Origin of the sequence: Burkholderia sp. COPS, assembly GCF_019425585.1 — a bacterium.
GTDB classification, from domain to species: Bacteria; Pseudomonadota; Gammaproteobacteria; order Burkholderiales; family Burkholderiaceae; genus Burkholderia; species Burkholderia cepacia.
Genome location: NZ_WIXR01000022.1, coordinates 58,644 through 74,457 on the forward strand (window position 1 = coordinate 58,644; position 15,814 = coordinate 74,457).

The 15,814-nt window shown below is 67.0% G+C and carries 15 protein-coding genes; 6 read left to right on the forward strand and 9 right to left on the reverse strand.

All coding sequences use genetic code 11. The features are described from left to right. The 9 genes from FOZ70_RS21080 to FOZ70_RS21120 all read right to left on the reverse strand — a co-directional run bounded on the left by FOZ70_RS21080 (position 1) and on the right by FOZ70_RS21120 (position 7,744). Positions 1-939: a carbohydrate kinase family protein gene (locus FOZ70_RS21080; protein WP_219706634.1), complete on the reverse strand. Its 939-nt coding sequence runs from the start codon at positions 937-939 to the stop codon at positions 1-3. Positions 940-1,024: 85 nt separating this feature from the next. Further along, positions 1,025-1,528, reverse strand: a complete 504-nt coding sequence (gene tpx / locus FOZ70_RS21085) for a thiol peroxidase (protein ID WP_059649662.1) — start codon at positions 1,526-1,528, stop codon at positions 1,025-1,027. A 73-nt stretch (positions 1,529-1,601) separates the two neighbouring features. Continuing rightward, entirely contained in the window at positions 1,602-2,951 is a 1,350-nt protein-coding gene (locus FOZ70_RS21090) for a zinc-ribbon and DUF3426 domain-containing protein (protein ID WP_219706635.1), read from the reverse strand. Positions 2,952-2,996: 45 nt separating this feature from the next. Continuing rightward, on the reverse strand, positions 2,997-3,899 hold the full coding sequence (prmA, locus tag FOZ70_RS21095) for a 50S ribosomal protein L11 methyltransferase (protein ID WP_021161891.1): 903 nt from the start codon (positions 3,897-3,899) through the stop codon (positions 2,997-2,999). 2 nt (positions 3,900-3,901) lie between these two features. Beyond that, entirely contained in the window at positions 3,902-5,269 is a 1,368-nt protein-coding gene (gene accC / locus FOZ70_RS21100; RefSeq protein ID WP_021161890.1) for an acetyl-CoA carboxylase biotin carboxylase subunit, read from the reverse strand. 84 nt (positions 5,270-5,353) lie between these two features. Next, positions 5,354-5,827: an acetyl-CoA carboxylase biotin carboxyl carrier protein gene (accB, locus tag FOZ70_RS21105; protein ID WP_021161889.1), complete on the reverse strand. Its 474-nt coding sequence runs from the start codon at positions 5,825-5,827 to the stop codon at positions 5,354-5,356. A gap of 66 nt (positions 5,828-5,893) precedes the next feature. Beyond that, on the reverse strand, positions 5,894-6,346 hold the full coding sequence (gene aroQ, locus FOZ70_RS21110) for a type II 3-dehydroquinate dehydratase (protein ID WP_011350880.1): 453 nt from the start codon (positions 6,344-6,346) through the stop codon (positions 5,894-5,896). Between the two features lie 194 nt (positions 6,347-6,540). Beyond that, positions 6,541-7,092, reverse strand: coding sequence for a TlpA disulfide reductase family protein (locus FOZ70_RS21115; RefSeq protein ID WP_021161888.1), 552 nt, complete (start codon positions 7,090-7,092; stop codon positions 6,541-6,543). Between the two features lie 7 nt (positions 7,093-7,099). Further along, positions 7,100-7,744, reverse strand: a complete 645-nt coding sequence (locus FOZ70_RS21120) for a hypothetical protein (protein ID WP_059857741.1) — start codon at positions 7,742-7,744, stop codon at positions 7,100-7,102. Positions 7,745-7,786: 42 nt separating this feature from the next. On the opposite strand from FOZ70_RS21120, the gene mpl reads away from it, so the two are divergent. The 6 genes from mpl (at position 7,787) to FOZ70_RS21150 (ending at position 15,793) form a co-directional block, all read left to right on the forward strand. After that, positions 7,787-9,376 carry a UDP-N-acetylmuramate:L-alanyl-gamma-D-glutamyl-meso-diaminopimelate ligase gene (gene mpl / locus FOZ70_RS21125; RefSeq protein ID WP_346656407.1) on the forward strand — a complete coding sequence of 530 codons (1,590 nt, stop codon included), beginning with the start codon at positions 7,787-7,789 and terminating at the stop codon, positions 9,374-9,376. Next, entirely contained in the window at positions 9,373-9,942 is a 570-nt protein-coding gene (locus tag FOZ70_RS21130) for a YqiA/YcfP family alpha/beta fold hydrolase (RefSeq protein ID WP_021161885.1), read from the forward strand. The genes mpl and FOZ70_RS21130 overlap by 4 nt, the downstream gene beginning before the upstream one ends. Before the next feature lie 80 nt (positions 9,943-10,022). Continuing rightward, entirely contained in the window at positions 10,023-12,119 is a 2,097-nt protein-coding gene (locus FOZ70_RS21135; protein ID WP_021161884.1) for an RNB domain-containing ribonuclease, read from the forward strand. Then, the gene (gene aroE / locus FOZ70_RS21140; protein WP_048026102.1) at positions 12,116-12,982 is read left to right on the forward strand and encodes a shikimate dehydrogenase; all 867 of its coding nucleotides are present in this window, start codon (positions 12,116-12,118) and stop codon (positions 12,980-12,982) included. The genes FOZ70_RS21135 and aroE overlap by 4 nt, the downstream gene beginning before the upstream one ends. Before the next feature lie 14 nt (positions 12,983-12,996). Beyond that, complete coding sequence (gene mtgA, locus FOZ70_RS21145; RefSeq protein WP_042976647.1) at positions 12,997-13,734, forward strand: monofunctional biosynthetic peptidoglycan transglycosylase; 738 nt, start codon at positions 12,997-12,999, stop codon at positions 13,732-13,734. A gap of 448 nt (positions 13,735-14,182) precedes the next feature. After that, entirely contained in the window at positions 14,183-15,793 is a 1,611-nt protein-coding gene (locus tag FOZ70_RS21150) for a peptidase S10 (protein ID WP_042976644.1), read from the forward strand. Positions 15,794-15,814: the final 21 nt, after the last annotated feature.

The window sequence follows — 15,814 nt, forward strand, 5'->3', positions numbered from 1 at the left end:
TCATTTGAGACTGTAACCGAATGCAGTCTCGAAGCGCGCGTCGATCTCGGCGCGCGTCAGTACGTAAGTCTGGGGCCCCTGGTGGGCGATCTTGATCGAGCCCATCAGGCTCGCGAGGCGGCCCGTGGTTGCCCAGTCGAGGCCATGCTCGATGCCGTACAGCAGGCCGCCCCGGAAGGCATCGCCGCAGCCGGTCGGATCGGCGATGTGCTCGGCCGGTACGACCGGAATCTGCTCCGCGCCCTGCTTGTGGCGGATGGTCGCGCCATGCTCGCCACGCGTGATGACGAGGGCGTCGACCCGGCTGGCGATTTCGTCTTCGGACCATCCCGTCTTGTCGCTCACCAGCTTGGCCTCGTAGTCGTTGACCGCTACATAGGTCGCAAGTTCAATGCTGCGGCGCAGCGTCGCACCGTCGAACAGCGGCAGGCCCTGGCCCGGATCAAACACGAACGGCACACCGGCCTTGGCGAGTTCTTCCACGTGCTGGACCATCCCGTCGAAGCCGTCAGGGCCGACGATCGCGAGCTTGATGTCCGGCGCGTCGCCCGCGTGGTTCAGGTGCGACTGCATCATCGCGCCCGGGTGGAACGCCGCGATCTGGTTGTTGTCGAGATCGGTCGTGATCATCGCCTGCGCCGTATAGGTGTCGGGCAGCACGCGAACGTGGTCGCAGCGCAGGCCGAGCTGGTCGAGGCGGTCGAGATACGGCTGCGCGTCGAGCGCGCCCACCGTTCCCATCATGCGTGCATCGCCGCCGAGCAGGTGCAGTGCGTACGCGATGTTGCCCGCGCAGCCGCCGAATTCGCGGCGCATCGTCGGCACCAGGAAGCTCAGGTTGATGAGGTGCACCTGGTCGGGCAGGATGTGCTCGCGGAACCGCCCTTCGAAGGTCATGATGGAGTCGTAGGCGATCGAGCCGCAAATCAACGTAGCCAAGGTGTGCGTTCCTGTAGAAATGAGGGACCCTGCGCGACAACGCCGCGCGAAAGGCGCGGCGCGGCAGGGGAAAGCGAAAGAAAGCTTACTTCAGTGCGGCGAGCGCTGCATCGTAGTTCGGCTCGTCCTTGATTTCGCCGACGAGTTCCGCGTGGATCACCTTGTCCTGCGCGTCGAGCACGACGACCGCACGGGCGGTCAGGCCGTTCAGCGGGCCGCTCGTCACGTCGACGCCGTATGCGTTCGCGAATGCGCGGCCGGTGCGGAACGTCGAAGCCGTCACGACGTTCTCGAGGCCTTCGGTCGTGCAGAAGCGCGTCGCCGCGAACGGCAGGTCGGCCGACACGACGATGACAACCGTGTTGTCGAGCGACGATGCGGCTTCGTTGAACTTGCGGGTCGACGTCGCGCAGGTCGGCGTGTCGAGGCTCGGCACGATGTTCAGCACCTTGCGCTTGCCGGCGAAGCTGGCGAGCGACAGGTCGGCGAGGTCCTTGCCGACCAGCTTGAAATCGGCGGCTTGGGCGCCGACGGCCGGGAACGTGCCGGCGAGATCGATCGGGTTGCCACCCAGCGTAACTTTGCTCATGTTCGTGCTCCGAAATAGCGCGCCGCTCGGGCGCGCGGGTTGAGACGGGCGCGCATGCGCGCGCCGCGGTGCGTCACGGATAGAAGATCTGGACGCGGAAATTCGAGGCGGGCGTGCCATTCGTTTCGAGGCGGACGACCATCGTCTGCGTCGTGCCGGGCGGCAACCCGGCGTCGATCGGCGTGCCCGGGCGCACGTAGTCGCGCGGCGCGAGCACGCGGCGCACGGTCACGTGGTTGGTGTCGTCCAGCAGCGTCAGTTCGAGCGACGGGTAGGCGAGCGCGACGCGGTAGCGGTTCGTCAGCGGTACCTTCAGCTCGAGCTCGCGCGGGCCGTCGAGCTGGCGCAGGTCGGTCGCGTCGAGCCGCAGGCCGTCGATTGCGCGCGGCGGCGCGACCGTGCAGCCGAGCGGCGCGCAGGCCTGCCGGAACCAGCCTTGCGTGACCGGCCAGTGGATCATCAGCGTTTCGCGTTGCCACCACGCGAGTTGCGCGACGAGCAGCACGGCCAGCACGGCGGCGACGAGGCCGCCGAAAAAGCCGCCGAGCATTCCGCGCCGCTGCGGGGCGCGCGTCTCGCGCGTGACGGTGAAGTGGGGGCGATCGTCGTCGGTCAGCGCAGCGGGGAACGGTGCGGCCGGCGCGCTGGCGGCCGCGGCTGGTTTCTCGTCGTGCGGTGCCTTTGCGTCGGTACCGGTGTCGGGTTCGGATCCGGCCGCGGCGATGGCCGGTGCCGGCGCGAATGCAAAACGCGGTTCGCGCGGCGCGCGTTCGTCGTCCGGCACGGCGAAGTGCGCGGTGCCGACGGGTTCGGCGGCATCGTGAGCGGTATCTGCGTCCGACGGACGGTGCGCGACGAAGCGCGGCTCACGCGGGTCGCGCTCGACGGGCGCGGCCGATGATTCGGTATCCCGCGGTGTTTGCGTCTGCAGCGATTCGGCTGGTTGCGCGACGGCTGCGGAAGTGTCCAGCTCGGCCGGGGAGGGGGCGTACGGCGCGGGCGTACCCGACAAGTGAACGACGCCGGCGTCGGTGGACGGAAGGGCGAGCGGTATCAGCGGCTCGGTGCGCACGGTCTGCACGTTGTGTTGCAGCGACGGGTCGACGCCGGCGTCGAGCCACGGCGCCCACATGTCCCAGCCTTCCGGCTTGTAATCGGTGTCGGAAGATGCCCCGGCCGGCGCATCGGCAGTGAACAGCCGGGCCGGCGGGGCCGGATGGTGCGCGTTGCCTTCGTCCGGCGCGGCAGCCGGTTCGGTCAGGGCCGGCTCGGGTTGCTGCGCATGCTCGGGAACGAGCGACTCGGATGCGTTGAAGACTTCATGGCAATGCCCGCAGCGCACGAGCCCTTGATGCAGCGAGAGCTGTTCCTGCTGCAGCCGGAAGACGGTTTCGCAATGAGGGCAGCGCGTCGCAAGAAGCATGTCGAGCCGGGCGGCCTGCTGGCCAGAGTGAAGGACAGCGCTATTCTAATGGCTTTCGCGCCGGGTTCCGGCGAGGCATACCCAACCTTCGTGTTCACGCCAGACCGAGATGTCGACGTAGCGCGCGTAGACGGCCGCGACTTCGTCCGCCTGGCGCGCGAGCACGCCCGACAGCGCGATGCGCCCGCCCGGCTTGACCTTCGATGCGAGCATCGACGCCATCAGCTTCAGCGGATTCGACAGGATGTTCGCGACGACGATGTCGAATTCGCCGTCCGGGCACGCATCAGGCAGCCCGTACGTGACTTCCGCACGGTTGCGTTCGCTGTTCTGCCGTGCCGATTCGACGGCTTGCGGATCGATGTCGATGCCGATGACGGGGTTCGCCCCGCATTTCTTCGCAAGGATCGCGAGAATGCCCGAGCCGCAACCGTAGTCGAGCACTGATTGGCCGGGTTTCACCGACTGCTCGAGCCATTCCATGCACAGACGCGTGGTCGGATGGCTGCCGGTGCCGAACGCGAGGCCCGGATCGAGTTCGAGGACGAGCGCATCGGGATCGGGCGCATCGTGCCACGACGGCACGACCCAGATCCGCTCGCCGATCGGGATCGGCTCGAACTGCGATTGCGTGAGTCGCACCCAGTCCTGTTCCTCGACTTCGCGGACGACGAACGTCGGCGTTTCAGCGATGCCGATCTCGTTGGCAGCCGCGGCGAGCAGCACGGCCGGCTCATGCTCGGCCGCGAGCAGCGCGACCACGCGCGAGTGCTGCCACGCGGTGCGGTCGGGCACGAGGCCCGGCTCGCCGAAGAGCGGCTGTTCGTCGGGCGTGTCGGCGTCGGCGTCTTCCACGGACACCGACAGCGCGCCGAGTTCGAGCAGCGCGTCGGACAGTGCCTCCGCATGCTCACGGGCCAGTTCGACGACGAGTTCGCGATAGCTCATGCTTACGCTTCTTCCGGTGCGACCTGCTGCTTCTGGGCGAGCCGGTTTTCGAGATAGTGGATGCTGGTGCCGCCTTCGACGAACTTCGAATCGATCATCAGCTCGCGGTGCAGCGGGATGTTGGTCTGGATGCCTTCGACGACCATTTCGGACAGCGCGATGCGCATCCGGCTGATCGCCTGCTCGCGCGTCGCGCCGTAGGTGATCAGCTTGCCGATCATCGAATCATAGTTCGGCGGCACGAAATAGCCATTGTAGGCGTGCGAATCGACGCGCACGCCGGGGCCGCCCGGCGTATGCCACGACGTGATCCGGCCCGGCGACGGCGTGAACTTGAACGGATCTTCGGCGTTGATCCGGCATTCGATCGCATGTCCGCGGAACTGGATGTCGCGCTGGCGCAGCGTGAGCTTCTCGCCGGCCGCGATGCGGATCTGTTCCTGCACGATGTCGACGCCCGTGATCAGCTCCGATACCGGATGCTCGACCTGCACGCGCGTGTTCATCTCGATGAAGTAGAACTCGCCGTTTTCGTACAGGAATTCGAACGTGCCCGCGCCGAGATAGCCCATCTTCTTGCAGGCGTCCGCGCAGCGGTCGCCGATGCGGTCGATCAGGCGGCGCGGAATGCCGGGCGCCGGCGCTTCCTCGATCACCTTCTGGTGGCGGCGCTGCATCGAGCAATCGCGTTCGCCGAGCCAGATCGCGTTCTTGTACGCGTCGGACAGCACCTGGATTTCGATGTGGCGCGGGTTCTCGAGGAACTTCTCCATGTACACCTGCGGGTTGCCGAACGCACGGCCGGCTTCCTCGCGGGTCATGTTGACCGCGTTGACGAGCGCGGCCTCGGTGTGCACGACGCGCATCCCGCGCCCGCCACCGCCGCCCGCCGCCTTGATGATGACCGGATAGCCGATCGCGCGCGCAATCTTGACGATCTCCTTCGGATCGTCCGGCAACGCGCCTTCCGAGCCCGGCACGCACGGCACGCCGGTCTTGATCATCGTCTGCTTCGCGGTGACCTTGTCACCCATCATGCGGATCGTTTCCGGGCGCGGGCCGATGAACGTGAAGCCCGACTGCTCGACGCGTTCCGCGAAATCGGCGTTCTCCGACAGGAAGCCGTAGCCGGGGTGGATCGCTTCGGCGTCGGTGACTTCCGCGGCGCTGATCAGCGCCGGCATGTTCAGGTAGCTCAGGTTCGACGGGGCCGGGCCGATACAGACGGCTTCGTCCGCGAGGCGCACGTACTTGGCTTCCTTGTCGGCTTCCGAGTAGACGACCACCGTCTTGACGCCGAGCTCGCGGCACGCACGCTGGATGCGCAGCGCGATTTCACCGCGGTTGGCAATGAGGATTTTTTCAAACATAGCGAGTATTCGTCTCTTCGAGGGGCGCGCGAACGGCGCCTGGCGAGCATCGGCGGTGCGCGGCCCGCGGGCCGCGCGGCGGATTTAGCCGATCACGAAAAGCGGCTGGCCGTATTCGACGGCCTGGCCGTTCTCGACGAGGATTTCCTTGATCACGCCGGCCTTGTCCGACTCGATCTCGTTGAGCAGCTTCATCGCTTCGATGATGCAGATCGTCTGGCCTTCCTTGACCGTGTCGCCCACCTGGACGAACGGGTCCGCGCCCGGCGACGGCGCGCGATAGAACGTGCCGACCATCGGCGACGTCACGACGTGGCCCTGCGGGGCAGCCGGTGCGGCAGCGCCGCCAGCGGCCGGCGCGGCAGCGCCTTCGGTCGGCAGTGCGACCGACGGAGCGGGCGCGCTGACTTGCGGGGCATACCCAGCCGTCGGCTGCACGTAGACCGGCGGCGCGTTCTTGACGATGCGCACCTTGCCTTCGCCTTCCGTCACTTCCAGCTCGGAGATGCCGGATTCGGAAACGAGGTCGATCAGAGTTTTCAGCTTACGAAGATCCATCGGGAATTCCCCTTTCAATACGTGAAAGCGCCGGTTAGGGGCCGGCGCTGAATCTAGATCGCGAATTCAGCCGCGCGACGTGCCTTGCAGCTTGTCCAGCGCGTACTCGAGCGCGTACAGATAACCTTTCCAGCCGAGCCCGCAGATCACGCCTTCGGCCTGGTCGGAAAAGTAGGAGTGGTGCCTGAACGCTTCGCGGCGATGCACGTTCGACAAGTGAACCTCGACGAACGGGATGCCAACGCCGGCGATCGCGTCCCGGATCGCGACGCTCGTGTGCGTATACGCGGCCGGATTGATCAGGATGAAATCGGTCTGTTCCTCCCGTGCGGCCTGGATGCGGTCGACCAGCGCGCCTTCATGGTTGCTCTGGAACGACGACAGTTCGGCGCCGGCTTCCCGGGCACGCGCGGCAAGCGCCTGATCGATCTGTGCGAGCGTGACGCGGCCGTACACCTCCGGTTCCCGGGTGCCGAGAAGGTTCAGGTTGGGGCCGTGCAGCACCAGCAATCGTGTCATGGTCGCTTCTATTTCTGCGGAATTGCGCGAACTTTAGCGCTATTTAGAGAAATTTGTCTAGTTTTGCCGAACGGCCGAGCGCGCGGGACCTGCAAGAATTACCGGCGCGCATGCAAAGTAGCGGCGAATTCACGCGAAATTGCGGCGATCGACGGGCAAATCGCCCACAACGTCCGGGCCGCCGTTCGGGCAGGTTACAGCGCGTCGAGCGTCTTTTTCAGCTCGGCCGGCTGGATTTGTCCCAATTTTGTCTCGCGAATCTTGCCGGTCTGGTCGATGACGACCGTAAACGGCAACGCGCCGGCGGTATTCCCGAAATTACGGGCCAGATCGGCGCCCGCGTAACCGCTGACGAAGACGGGATAGTCGACCTTCACCTTCTGCAGAAAGTTCTTCACGTTCTGTTCGGAATCGACGCCGATCCCGATGAAACGGATGCCCTTCTGTTTGTACTGGTGCGACAGCGCGACGAGCTCCGGCATCTCCTCGACGCACGGGCCGCACCATGACGCCCAGAAATTGACGACGACCTTCTGGCCCTTGAAGGCGGACAGCGTGGCCGGCTTGCCGTCGACACCCGTCAGGGAGGCCGCCCACAACTGTTCGACCGGGCTGCCCTGCGCGGCGGGCGCGGCGACGGCAACCCCGTCATCGGCGGTGCCGCGGAACCAATGGCCGGCGGCGAGCCCGCCGGCAACGGCGGCGGCCGCGACGACCGCGAGCGCCAACATGCGTTTCATCATCATCGTTGAATCATTCCGGTTCGGAAGGGGCCTTGCCTGCTTCGACGATCGCGCGCAGCGCGGCGGCGTCCGCACGGGCGACCCGGCCGCGCGCGTCGGCCTTGACCGCGCCGCGCAGGTCGTCGCTCGCATAGAGCGCGAGATGGATGCCGATCGCATCCACGTCGCGCCGCGGGCGCCACAGGAAACTGAGCGTCTCGACGTCGGCGCGGCCCGCGAAATGCCGCGTCTCGGACACGTCGTACTGGACGTTCTGGTTCAGCAGGTAGATCGCGACGTCCTTCGGGTTGTCGGTGAATGCCTGCAAATGGATATCCGAATGCGCGTTCGCGGTGCCGTTCAGCACGGCACCCGTCACATAAGGATGGAACTCGGCGAGCCGGCGCATCCAGTCGAGCGCGACTTCGCGCAGGCGGCGCAGTTCGTCCGGCTGCGTGTCGCTCTGGAACAGGGCGATGTATTCGCGCAGTTCTTCCTCGATCTGGTCGTTATCCGGCAGCCATTCGCCGGCAACGCGCGAGTCGCCCAGCAACTGGCGCGCGGCCTTGCGTTTTGCGCCGGCATAGTCGAGGCCGTCCTCCGCGATCAGGCGGGCGGCGGACTGGGCAATTTCCTCGCGGAGGCGCCGCGGGTCGACAAGAGGTTTGCGAGACATGATCCGGCAATCATACTCGATCGCCGCGGCGCCCGAGCACGGGTGCGGCGGCCTGCCGCCAGGCGTGCCGGCGCCGCCCGCGCGCATCGTTCGGGCCGCCGGGCACGGCAGGCCGTCAGTTACAATAGTGCTCTTTGTGTCGCGGCAAAAGCCGTTGGCCGGGCGCCGGCCGCGCGGCCCGTCCGGCGCGCCGCACACACATCCTTTCCGAATCGACGGCGCCCGGCGGCGCGAAAGCATTCATCTATGCACATCCACATTCTTGGCATCTGCGGCACCTTCATGGGCGGTCTCGCCGTACTCGCGCGCGAGGCGGGCCACACGGTGACGGGTTGCGACGCGGGCGTCTATCCGCCGATGAGCACGCAGCTCGAGGCGCAGGGCATCACGCTGATCGAGGGCTACGGCGCCGAGCAGATCGACCTGAAACCGGATCTGTTCGTGATCGGCAACGTCGTCACGCGCGGCAATCCGCTGATGGAGGCGATCCTCGATCGCGGCCTGCCTTATGTATCCGGCCCGCAATGGCTCGGCGAGCACGTGCTGGCCGGCAAGTGGGTGCTCGCGGTCGCGGGCACGCACGGCAAGACGACCACGTCGTCGATGCTCGCGTGGCTGCTGGAAGACTCCGGTCTGAACCCGGGCTTCCTGATCGGCGGTGTGCCGCTGAACTTCGGCGTGTCGGCGCGGCTCACCGATTCGAGCTTCTTCGTGATCGAGGCCGACGAATACGATACGGCGTTCTTCGACAAGCGCTCGAAGTTCGTCCACTACCGGCCGCGCACCGCGGTGCTGAACAATCTTGAATTCGATCACGCCGACATCTTCCCCGATCTCGCCGCGATCGAGACGCAATTCCACCATCTCGTGCGCACCGTGCCCGGTGTCGGCAGGATCGTCACGAACGGCCGTTCCGACGCGCTCGAGCGCGTGCTGGCGCGCGGCTGCTGGAGCGAGGTCGAGCGGTTCGGCGTCGACGGCGGCTGGCAGGCGCTGCCGGCCGAGGACGGCGTGCTGGTCGACGAGCGTTTCGCGGTGTATTCGCACGCGGAACGCGTCGGCGAAGTCGCATGGCAGGTGCAGGGCGATCACAACCGGATGAACGCGCTCGCGGCGATCGCGGCCGCGCGCCACGTCGGCGTGCCGCCCGCGCAGGCCGCCGCGTCCCTCGCGGCGTTCCGCAACGTGAAGCGTCGCATGGAAGTGCGCGGCAGCGTGGACGGCGTGACCGTCTACGACGACTTCGCGCACCATCCGACCGCGATCGAAACCACGATCGCCGGCCTTCGTGCACGCATCGGCCGCCAGAATTCCCGCATTCTCGCCGTGCTCGAGCCGCGCTCGAACACGATGAAGCTCGGCGTGATGAAGTCGCAATTGCCGGCGAGTCTGGCCGACGCCGATCTCGTGTTCGGTTACGGCGCACCGGCCGGGCGCGACGCGCTCGGCTGGAATCTGGCCGAGGCGCTGGCGCCGCTCGGCGATCGCGCACACGCGTTCGACGACCTGCACCTGCTGGTGAAGTCCGTCGTCGCAGCCGCCCGCCCGGGCGATCACGTGCTCGTGATGAGCAACGGCGGCTTCGGCGGCGTTCATCAGAAGCTGCTCGATGCGCTCGGGAGCCGCTCGTGATCCTGTATCTGCACGGCTTCCGGTCATCGCCGGAATCGCAGAAGTCGCGCCAGCTCGCCGCGCGCATGGCCGAGCTCGGCCGCAGCGGCGAGTGGCGGTGCCCGTCGCTGTCGGTGTCGCCGCTCGAAGCGATCGCGGTCGCGGAAGCCGAGGTGGCCGGCGCGCGCGACGTGACCGTCATCGGCAGCTCGCTCGGCGGCTATTACGCCACGTGGCTGGCCGAAAAACACGGCTGGAAGGCCGTGCTGCTGAATCCGGCCATCGTGCCGCAGCGCGATCTCGAGCAGCACCTCGGCGAACAGCCGCTGTGGCACGGCGGCGGCACGATCGTCGTCGAGCGCCATCACCTGCATGAACTCGACGCGCTGCGCGTGCCGGCAATCACGCGTGCCGAACGCTACTATCTGTTCGCGGCGACCGGTGACGAAGTGCTCGATTACCGCGAGATGCTCGCGCATTACCCGGGCGCGAAGACGCGCGTGATCGAAGGCAGCGATCACGGGATCAGCGAATTTGCCGACTATGTCGACGACGTTCTCGCGTTTTGCGACGGAAAGACGTCTTGATCCGGCCATGTGCCGATCGAATTCCCATCATCAAGCGGCGCCGCGGACGCGGCGCCCGGCAGTCTGAACGAGAGTACTGAGTGAACGTTTTCTTCGAGGAATCGGGCAGTTTCAAGGCGGGCAGCGTGCTGTCGCGCCAGGGCGACGCATTTCAGGTCGAGTTGCCCGGCGGGCGGCGGGCCAAGGTGCGCGCGAAAGACGTGCTGATCGAATTCGACAAGCCGGCCGCGGGCGAACTGATGCAGGAAGCCGACTCGGCCGCGCAGCAGATCGACCTGGATTTCCTGTGGGAATGCGCGCCGGCCGACGAGTTCGCGTATACGGCGCTGGCCGCGGAATACTTCGGCGCGACGTACGGCCCGGTGGAGCGTGCGGCGCTGGTGTTGCGACTGCACGGCTCGCCCGTCTACTTCCGCCGCAAGGGGCGCGGCCAGTACCAGCGCGCGCCGGAAGAGCAGCTCAAGATGGCGCTCGCGTCGCTCGAGCGCAAGCGCCAGCAGGCGCTCGTCCAGGCGCAGTACGAAGAGGAGCTGAAGGCCGGCAAGCTGCCGGAAGCGTTCGCGGGCAAGGTGCTCGGGCTGCTGACGCGGCCGGACAAGAACGCGATCGAATACAAGGCGATGGAAGCGGCGGCCGGTGCGCGCGGCGTGTCGCCGGCGCGGCTGATGCTCGACTGCGGCGGCATCGCGTCGCCGCGCGCGCTGCACGAGGCGCGCTTCCTCGCGGAGTTCTTCCCGCACGGCACGGGCTTTCCGGCCGTCACGGTCGGCCCGCTGCCGGACGACCTGCCGCGCGCGGACGTCGAGGCGTTCTCGATCGACGACATCACGACGACCGAAATCGACGACGCATTCTCGGTCGAGCATCTCGCCGACGGCCGCGTGCGCATCGGTGTGCACATCGCGGCGCCGGCGCTCGGCATCGTGCGCGGCGACGCGATCGACGCGATCGCGCGCACGCGCCTGTCGACCGTCTACATGCCGGGCGACAAGATCACGATGCTGCCGGACGACGTGGTCGACGTGTTCACACTGAAAGAGGGCGACTACCGCCCGGCGCTGTCGCTGTACATCATCGTCAACCGCGAAACGCAGGAGATCGTCGCGAACGAGACGCGCGCCGAGCTCGTGTTCGTGAAGAACAACCTGCGACACAACAACCTCGACGAGCTCGTCAACGAAGAGACGCTCGCGGCCGGCACCGGCGACTATCCGCACAAGGACGACATCGCCGTGCTGTGGCCGCTCGCGCAGGCGCTGTTCGAGAAGCGCCAGGTCGCGCGCGCGGGTTACGGCCTGAAGCGCGAGGTGCAGCGCAACACCGACTACAACTTCTACGTCGAAGGCGAGCACGTGACGATCACGCCGCGCCGCCGCGGCTCGCCGCTCGACCTGATCGTATCGGAGCTCGCGATCCTCGCGAACTCGACGTGGGGCGCGTTCCTGCACGATCACACGGTGCCGGGCATCTACCGCTCGCAGCGCGGCTTCGGCGCACCGGGCCCGAAGCGCACGCGGATGCAGACGACGGCTGCGCCGCACGAAGGTCTCGGCGTCGCGCAGTACGCATGGAGCACGTCGCCGCTGCGCCGCTACGTCGACCTCGTGAACCAGTGGCAGCTGCTCGCGTGCGTGCAGCACGGCGTCACCGCGAAGCTCGCCGCACCGTTCAAGCCGAAGGACGCCGACCTGTACGCGGTCGTGCAGGGCTTCGACGACACGTATACGGCCTACGCCGACTACCAGCGCCGGATGGAGTACTTCTGGTGCCTGCGCTGGCTCGCGCAGGAGCAGAAGAAGCAGGTCGTCGCGAGCGTGGTGAAGGGCGATCTCGTGCGCCTCGAGGAAATTCCGCTGCTGCTGCACGTGCCGGGGCTCGGCGTGCATGCGCGCGGCACGCGCGTGCTGCTCGACGTGATGTCGCTCGACGAGCTGACGATCGAGGCATCGGTGCGGTTGCTGAACGTGCTCGATGCGCCGACCGTGACGAGCGGCGACGCGGCCGACGAAGAGGATGACGCCGAAAGCGGCGACGACACGCTGATCGACGCCGAAGACGCGACGGCCGAAACCGAGGCGGAAGCGCTGGCGGAGGCGGACGGCGCAGCAGCCGGCGAAGGTGGTGAAGGCGGCGAAGCCACGGGCGGCAACGCCGAAGAAGAGGGGCGCGCATCATGACCGCAGCTGCGTCGACGAGCGGCGCCGACCGCTATGTCGTGTTCGGCAACCCGGTGGCGCACAGCAAGTCGCCGTTCATCCACGCGCAGTTCGCCGCGCAGACGGGTGAGCCGGTCGACTACGCGCACCGGCTCGCGCCGGTCGACGGCTTTGAAGCCGCCGTGCGCGCCTTCGTCGCCGAAGGCGGTCGCGGCGCGAACGTGACGGTGCCGTTCAAGCTCGAGGCGCATGCGCTCGCCGACACGCTGTCGCCGCGTGCGGCGGCGGCGGGCGCGGTGAATACGCTGCGCATCGACGCCGACGGCCGTATCCATGGCGACAACACCGACGGCGTCGGCCTCGTGCGCGACATCGAGGCGAATCTCGGCGTGTCGCTGGCGGGCGCGCGCATCCTGCTGCTCGGCGCGGGCGGTGCGGCGCGCGGTGTCGTGCTGCCGCTGCTCGACCGCGCGCCGCTGTCGATCACGATCGTGAACCGCACCGCGAGCAAGGCCGAGGCGCTCGTCGGCCAGTTCATGCAGGCCGCCCACGATGCGGGCTGCACGCTCGCGGGCGGCGGCCCGGACGTCGTGCGCGCGGAGCCATATGACGTGGTGATCAACGCGACGGCCGGCAGCCTCGATGCCGCGCTGCCGGAGTGCGACGCGGCCGCGTTCGGCGCGGGCACGCTCGCGTACGACATGATGTACGGCGCGCAGCCGACGGTGTTCATGCAGCATGCGGCGTCGCTCGGCGCGCGCACCGCCGACGGGCTCGGGATGCTCGTCGAGCAGGCGGCCGAATCGTTCTTCATCTGGCGCGGCGTGCGGCCGGACGGCGCGCCGGTGCTGGCCGCGCTGCGCCAGGCGCTCGCGGCGAGCTGAACGGGGCGCGGCACGTGGTGGCGGTGAGCGGCACACAGCACACGCGGACGGTGAGCCCGACGCGCTGGATCGTCTATGCGGGATCGGTGTTCGCGGGTGCGTGGCTCGCGACGCAGCTGTTCTATCTCGTACAGATCGCGCTGTGGTCGTTCGTGAACCCGGGCTCGACCGCGTTCATGCGCACCGACGCGTGGTGGCTGTCGCGCGACAAGCCGCCCGCGCAGATCCAGCACCAGTGGGTGCCTTACGACCAGATCTCGCGCAACCTGAAGCGCGCGCTGATCGCGTCGGAAGACTCGACCTTCGCGACCAACAACGGCTACGACGTCGACGCGATCCTGCAGGCGTGGGAGAAGAACAAGGCGCGCGGCCGGATCGTCGCGGGCGGCTCGACGATCACGCAGCAGCTCGCGCGCAACCTGTTCCTGTCGCGCGAGAAGAGCTACATCCGCAAGGGGCAGGAGCTCATCATCACGTGGATGCTCGAAACGGTGCTCGACAAGGAGCGGATCTTCGAGATCTACCTGAATTCCGTCGAGTGGGGACGCGGCGTGTACGGTGCCGAGGCGGCCGCACGCTATTACTACCGGATTCCCGCGAGCCGGCTCGGCGCGTGGCAGTCGGCGCGCCTCGCGGTGATGCTGCCGAAGCCGCGCTGGTTCGACGCGCACCGCGGTTCGGCCTACCAGGCGCAGCGCGCGGCAGTCATCGCCCGCCGGATGGGCGCGGCCGAACTGCCGCAATCGGAGTGAACGGCGCGAGCGCGCCGTCACATCGACCGTTTCGATGCCCGTGCGCCGCACGCAGGTCGCTCGCGTGCCGTTTGTGCGCTGCAGCGCATGCGTGTCGCGCGCATTTCGGGTCACATCCATTAGACGAATCCGTCTATTTCGCTTTGCTGAGCAATGCTCGCGATCACGCGTGTTTGTTGGCTGATATGGCACGAAATCCTGGAATTTTTAGTATTCCCGGGTAAACGCGAAAGTCCGTGAAAGGTGCGTGAAATGCAACGTTTCGCAAACCGAAGCATTCCTGAAAGGTGTGCGCCGCACCGGCCGCCGGCCAAATATTTCAAAATTTTTCAAAGCTGACGGGCTCGCGTATATTGGCCAGCGCCTCGGCTTATCGGCCGCGATCGAGGCGGGGGGCGGCTTATCCGGCTGCTCGATACAAAAAACATCCGAGAGAAGGAAAGCAACGATGCCAGCGAGCAAAGCGAAGCTGTTGTTGGGAGTGGTGTTTTCTTCGCTGATTCTGACGGCCTGCAACGACGACGTGACATCGTCCGCCGCTGCCGGCGCCGACAACTCAGCCGATCCCGCCGGTCAGGTGGACAAGGCGTACAACGATCCGAACAGTTATTCGTCGAGCGCGAACGCGTCGCTCGACGCCTCCGCCGCGGTTGAAAAGGCCGCCGTCACGCATCACCAGATCACGCTGAACGGCAAGACGATCCGCTACACGGCCACGGCCGGCCACCTCGTCGCGCGCAATCCGCAGACGGGCGCGCCCGAAGCGTCGTTCTTCTATGTCGCCTATACGGCCGACAACCAGCCCGCGGCGAAGCGGCCCGTCACCTTCCTGTACAACGGCGGCCCCGGCTCGGCATCGGTGTGGCTGCACCTCGGCTCGTTCGGCCCGCGCCGGATCCAGACGGGCGACCCGAACGCGAACACGTCGACGTTCCCGTTCGTCGACAACCAGGAAAGCCTGCTCGACACGACCGACCTCGTGTTCGTCGATGCGATCGGCACCGGCTTCTCCGAAGCGATCGCGCCGAACACGAACCAGACGTTCTGGGGCGTCGACCAGGACGGCGGCGCGTTCCGCGATTTCGTCACGCGCTACCTCGCCGTGAACCAGCGCAGCGCATCGCCGAAATACCTGTTCGGCGAATCGTACGGCACGCCGCGCACCGACGTGCTCGCGAACCTGCTCGAGACGGCCGGCGTGAAGCTCGACGGCATCGTGCTGCAGTCGTCGATCCTGAACTACAACACGAACTGCGACATGGCGAGCGACTACATCGGCAACTCGAACAACGGGTCGAGCCCGGTGAGTTGCGCGGGTTTCGTGCCGTCGTATGGCACCGTCGGTGCGTACTACCAGCTCGACAACCCGAACCCGTCGAACCTGCCGCAGTATGCGGACCAGATGCGCCTGCTGACGGCCGGCAGCTACGCGCCCGCCGTGAACGCGTACCTCGCGAGCCATACGCCGCCGCCGCCGGCCCTCGTCACGACGATGGTGAATTCGACCGGCGTGAAGCAGTCGCTGTGGAATGCGGACTTCAACGTGATCCCGACCTTCTTCGACAACAGCTTCCAGCTGTCGCTGATCCCGGGCACGCTGATCGGCCGCTACGACGCGCGCGTGAACGTGCCGGTGTCGAGCCCGCTTGCCGCGGACGGCGATCCGTCGAGCTCGTTCATCACGAAGCCGTTCACCGACACGATCGGCCAGTACCTGCCGAACGAGCTGAAGTACACCGCGCAGTCGGCGTATTCGTTGAGCAGCAACGCGATCAACACGTGGGACTGGACGCACGACGGGCTCGCGATGCCCGACACGATCCCCGATCTCGCGGCGGCGCTGGCGCTGAACCCGCAACTGAAGGTGCTGTCGCTGAACGGGTATCACGACATCGCGACGCCGTTCTACCAGACCGAGCTCGACCTCGCGCGGCTCGGGACGCAACCGAACCTGACGATCAGGGACTATCAGGGCGGACACATGGTCTATCTCGACGATACGTCGCGTCCGCAGGAGAAAGCCGACCTCGTGACCTTCTACAACGCGGCCGCGCACTGATGCTGCGTCGGCCGGCGACCG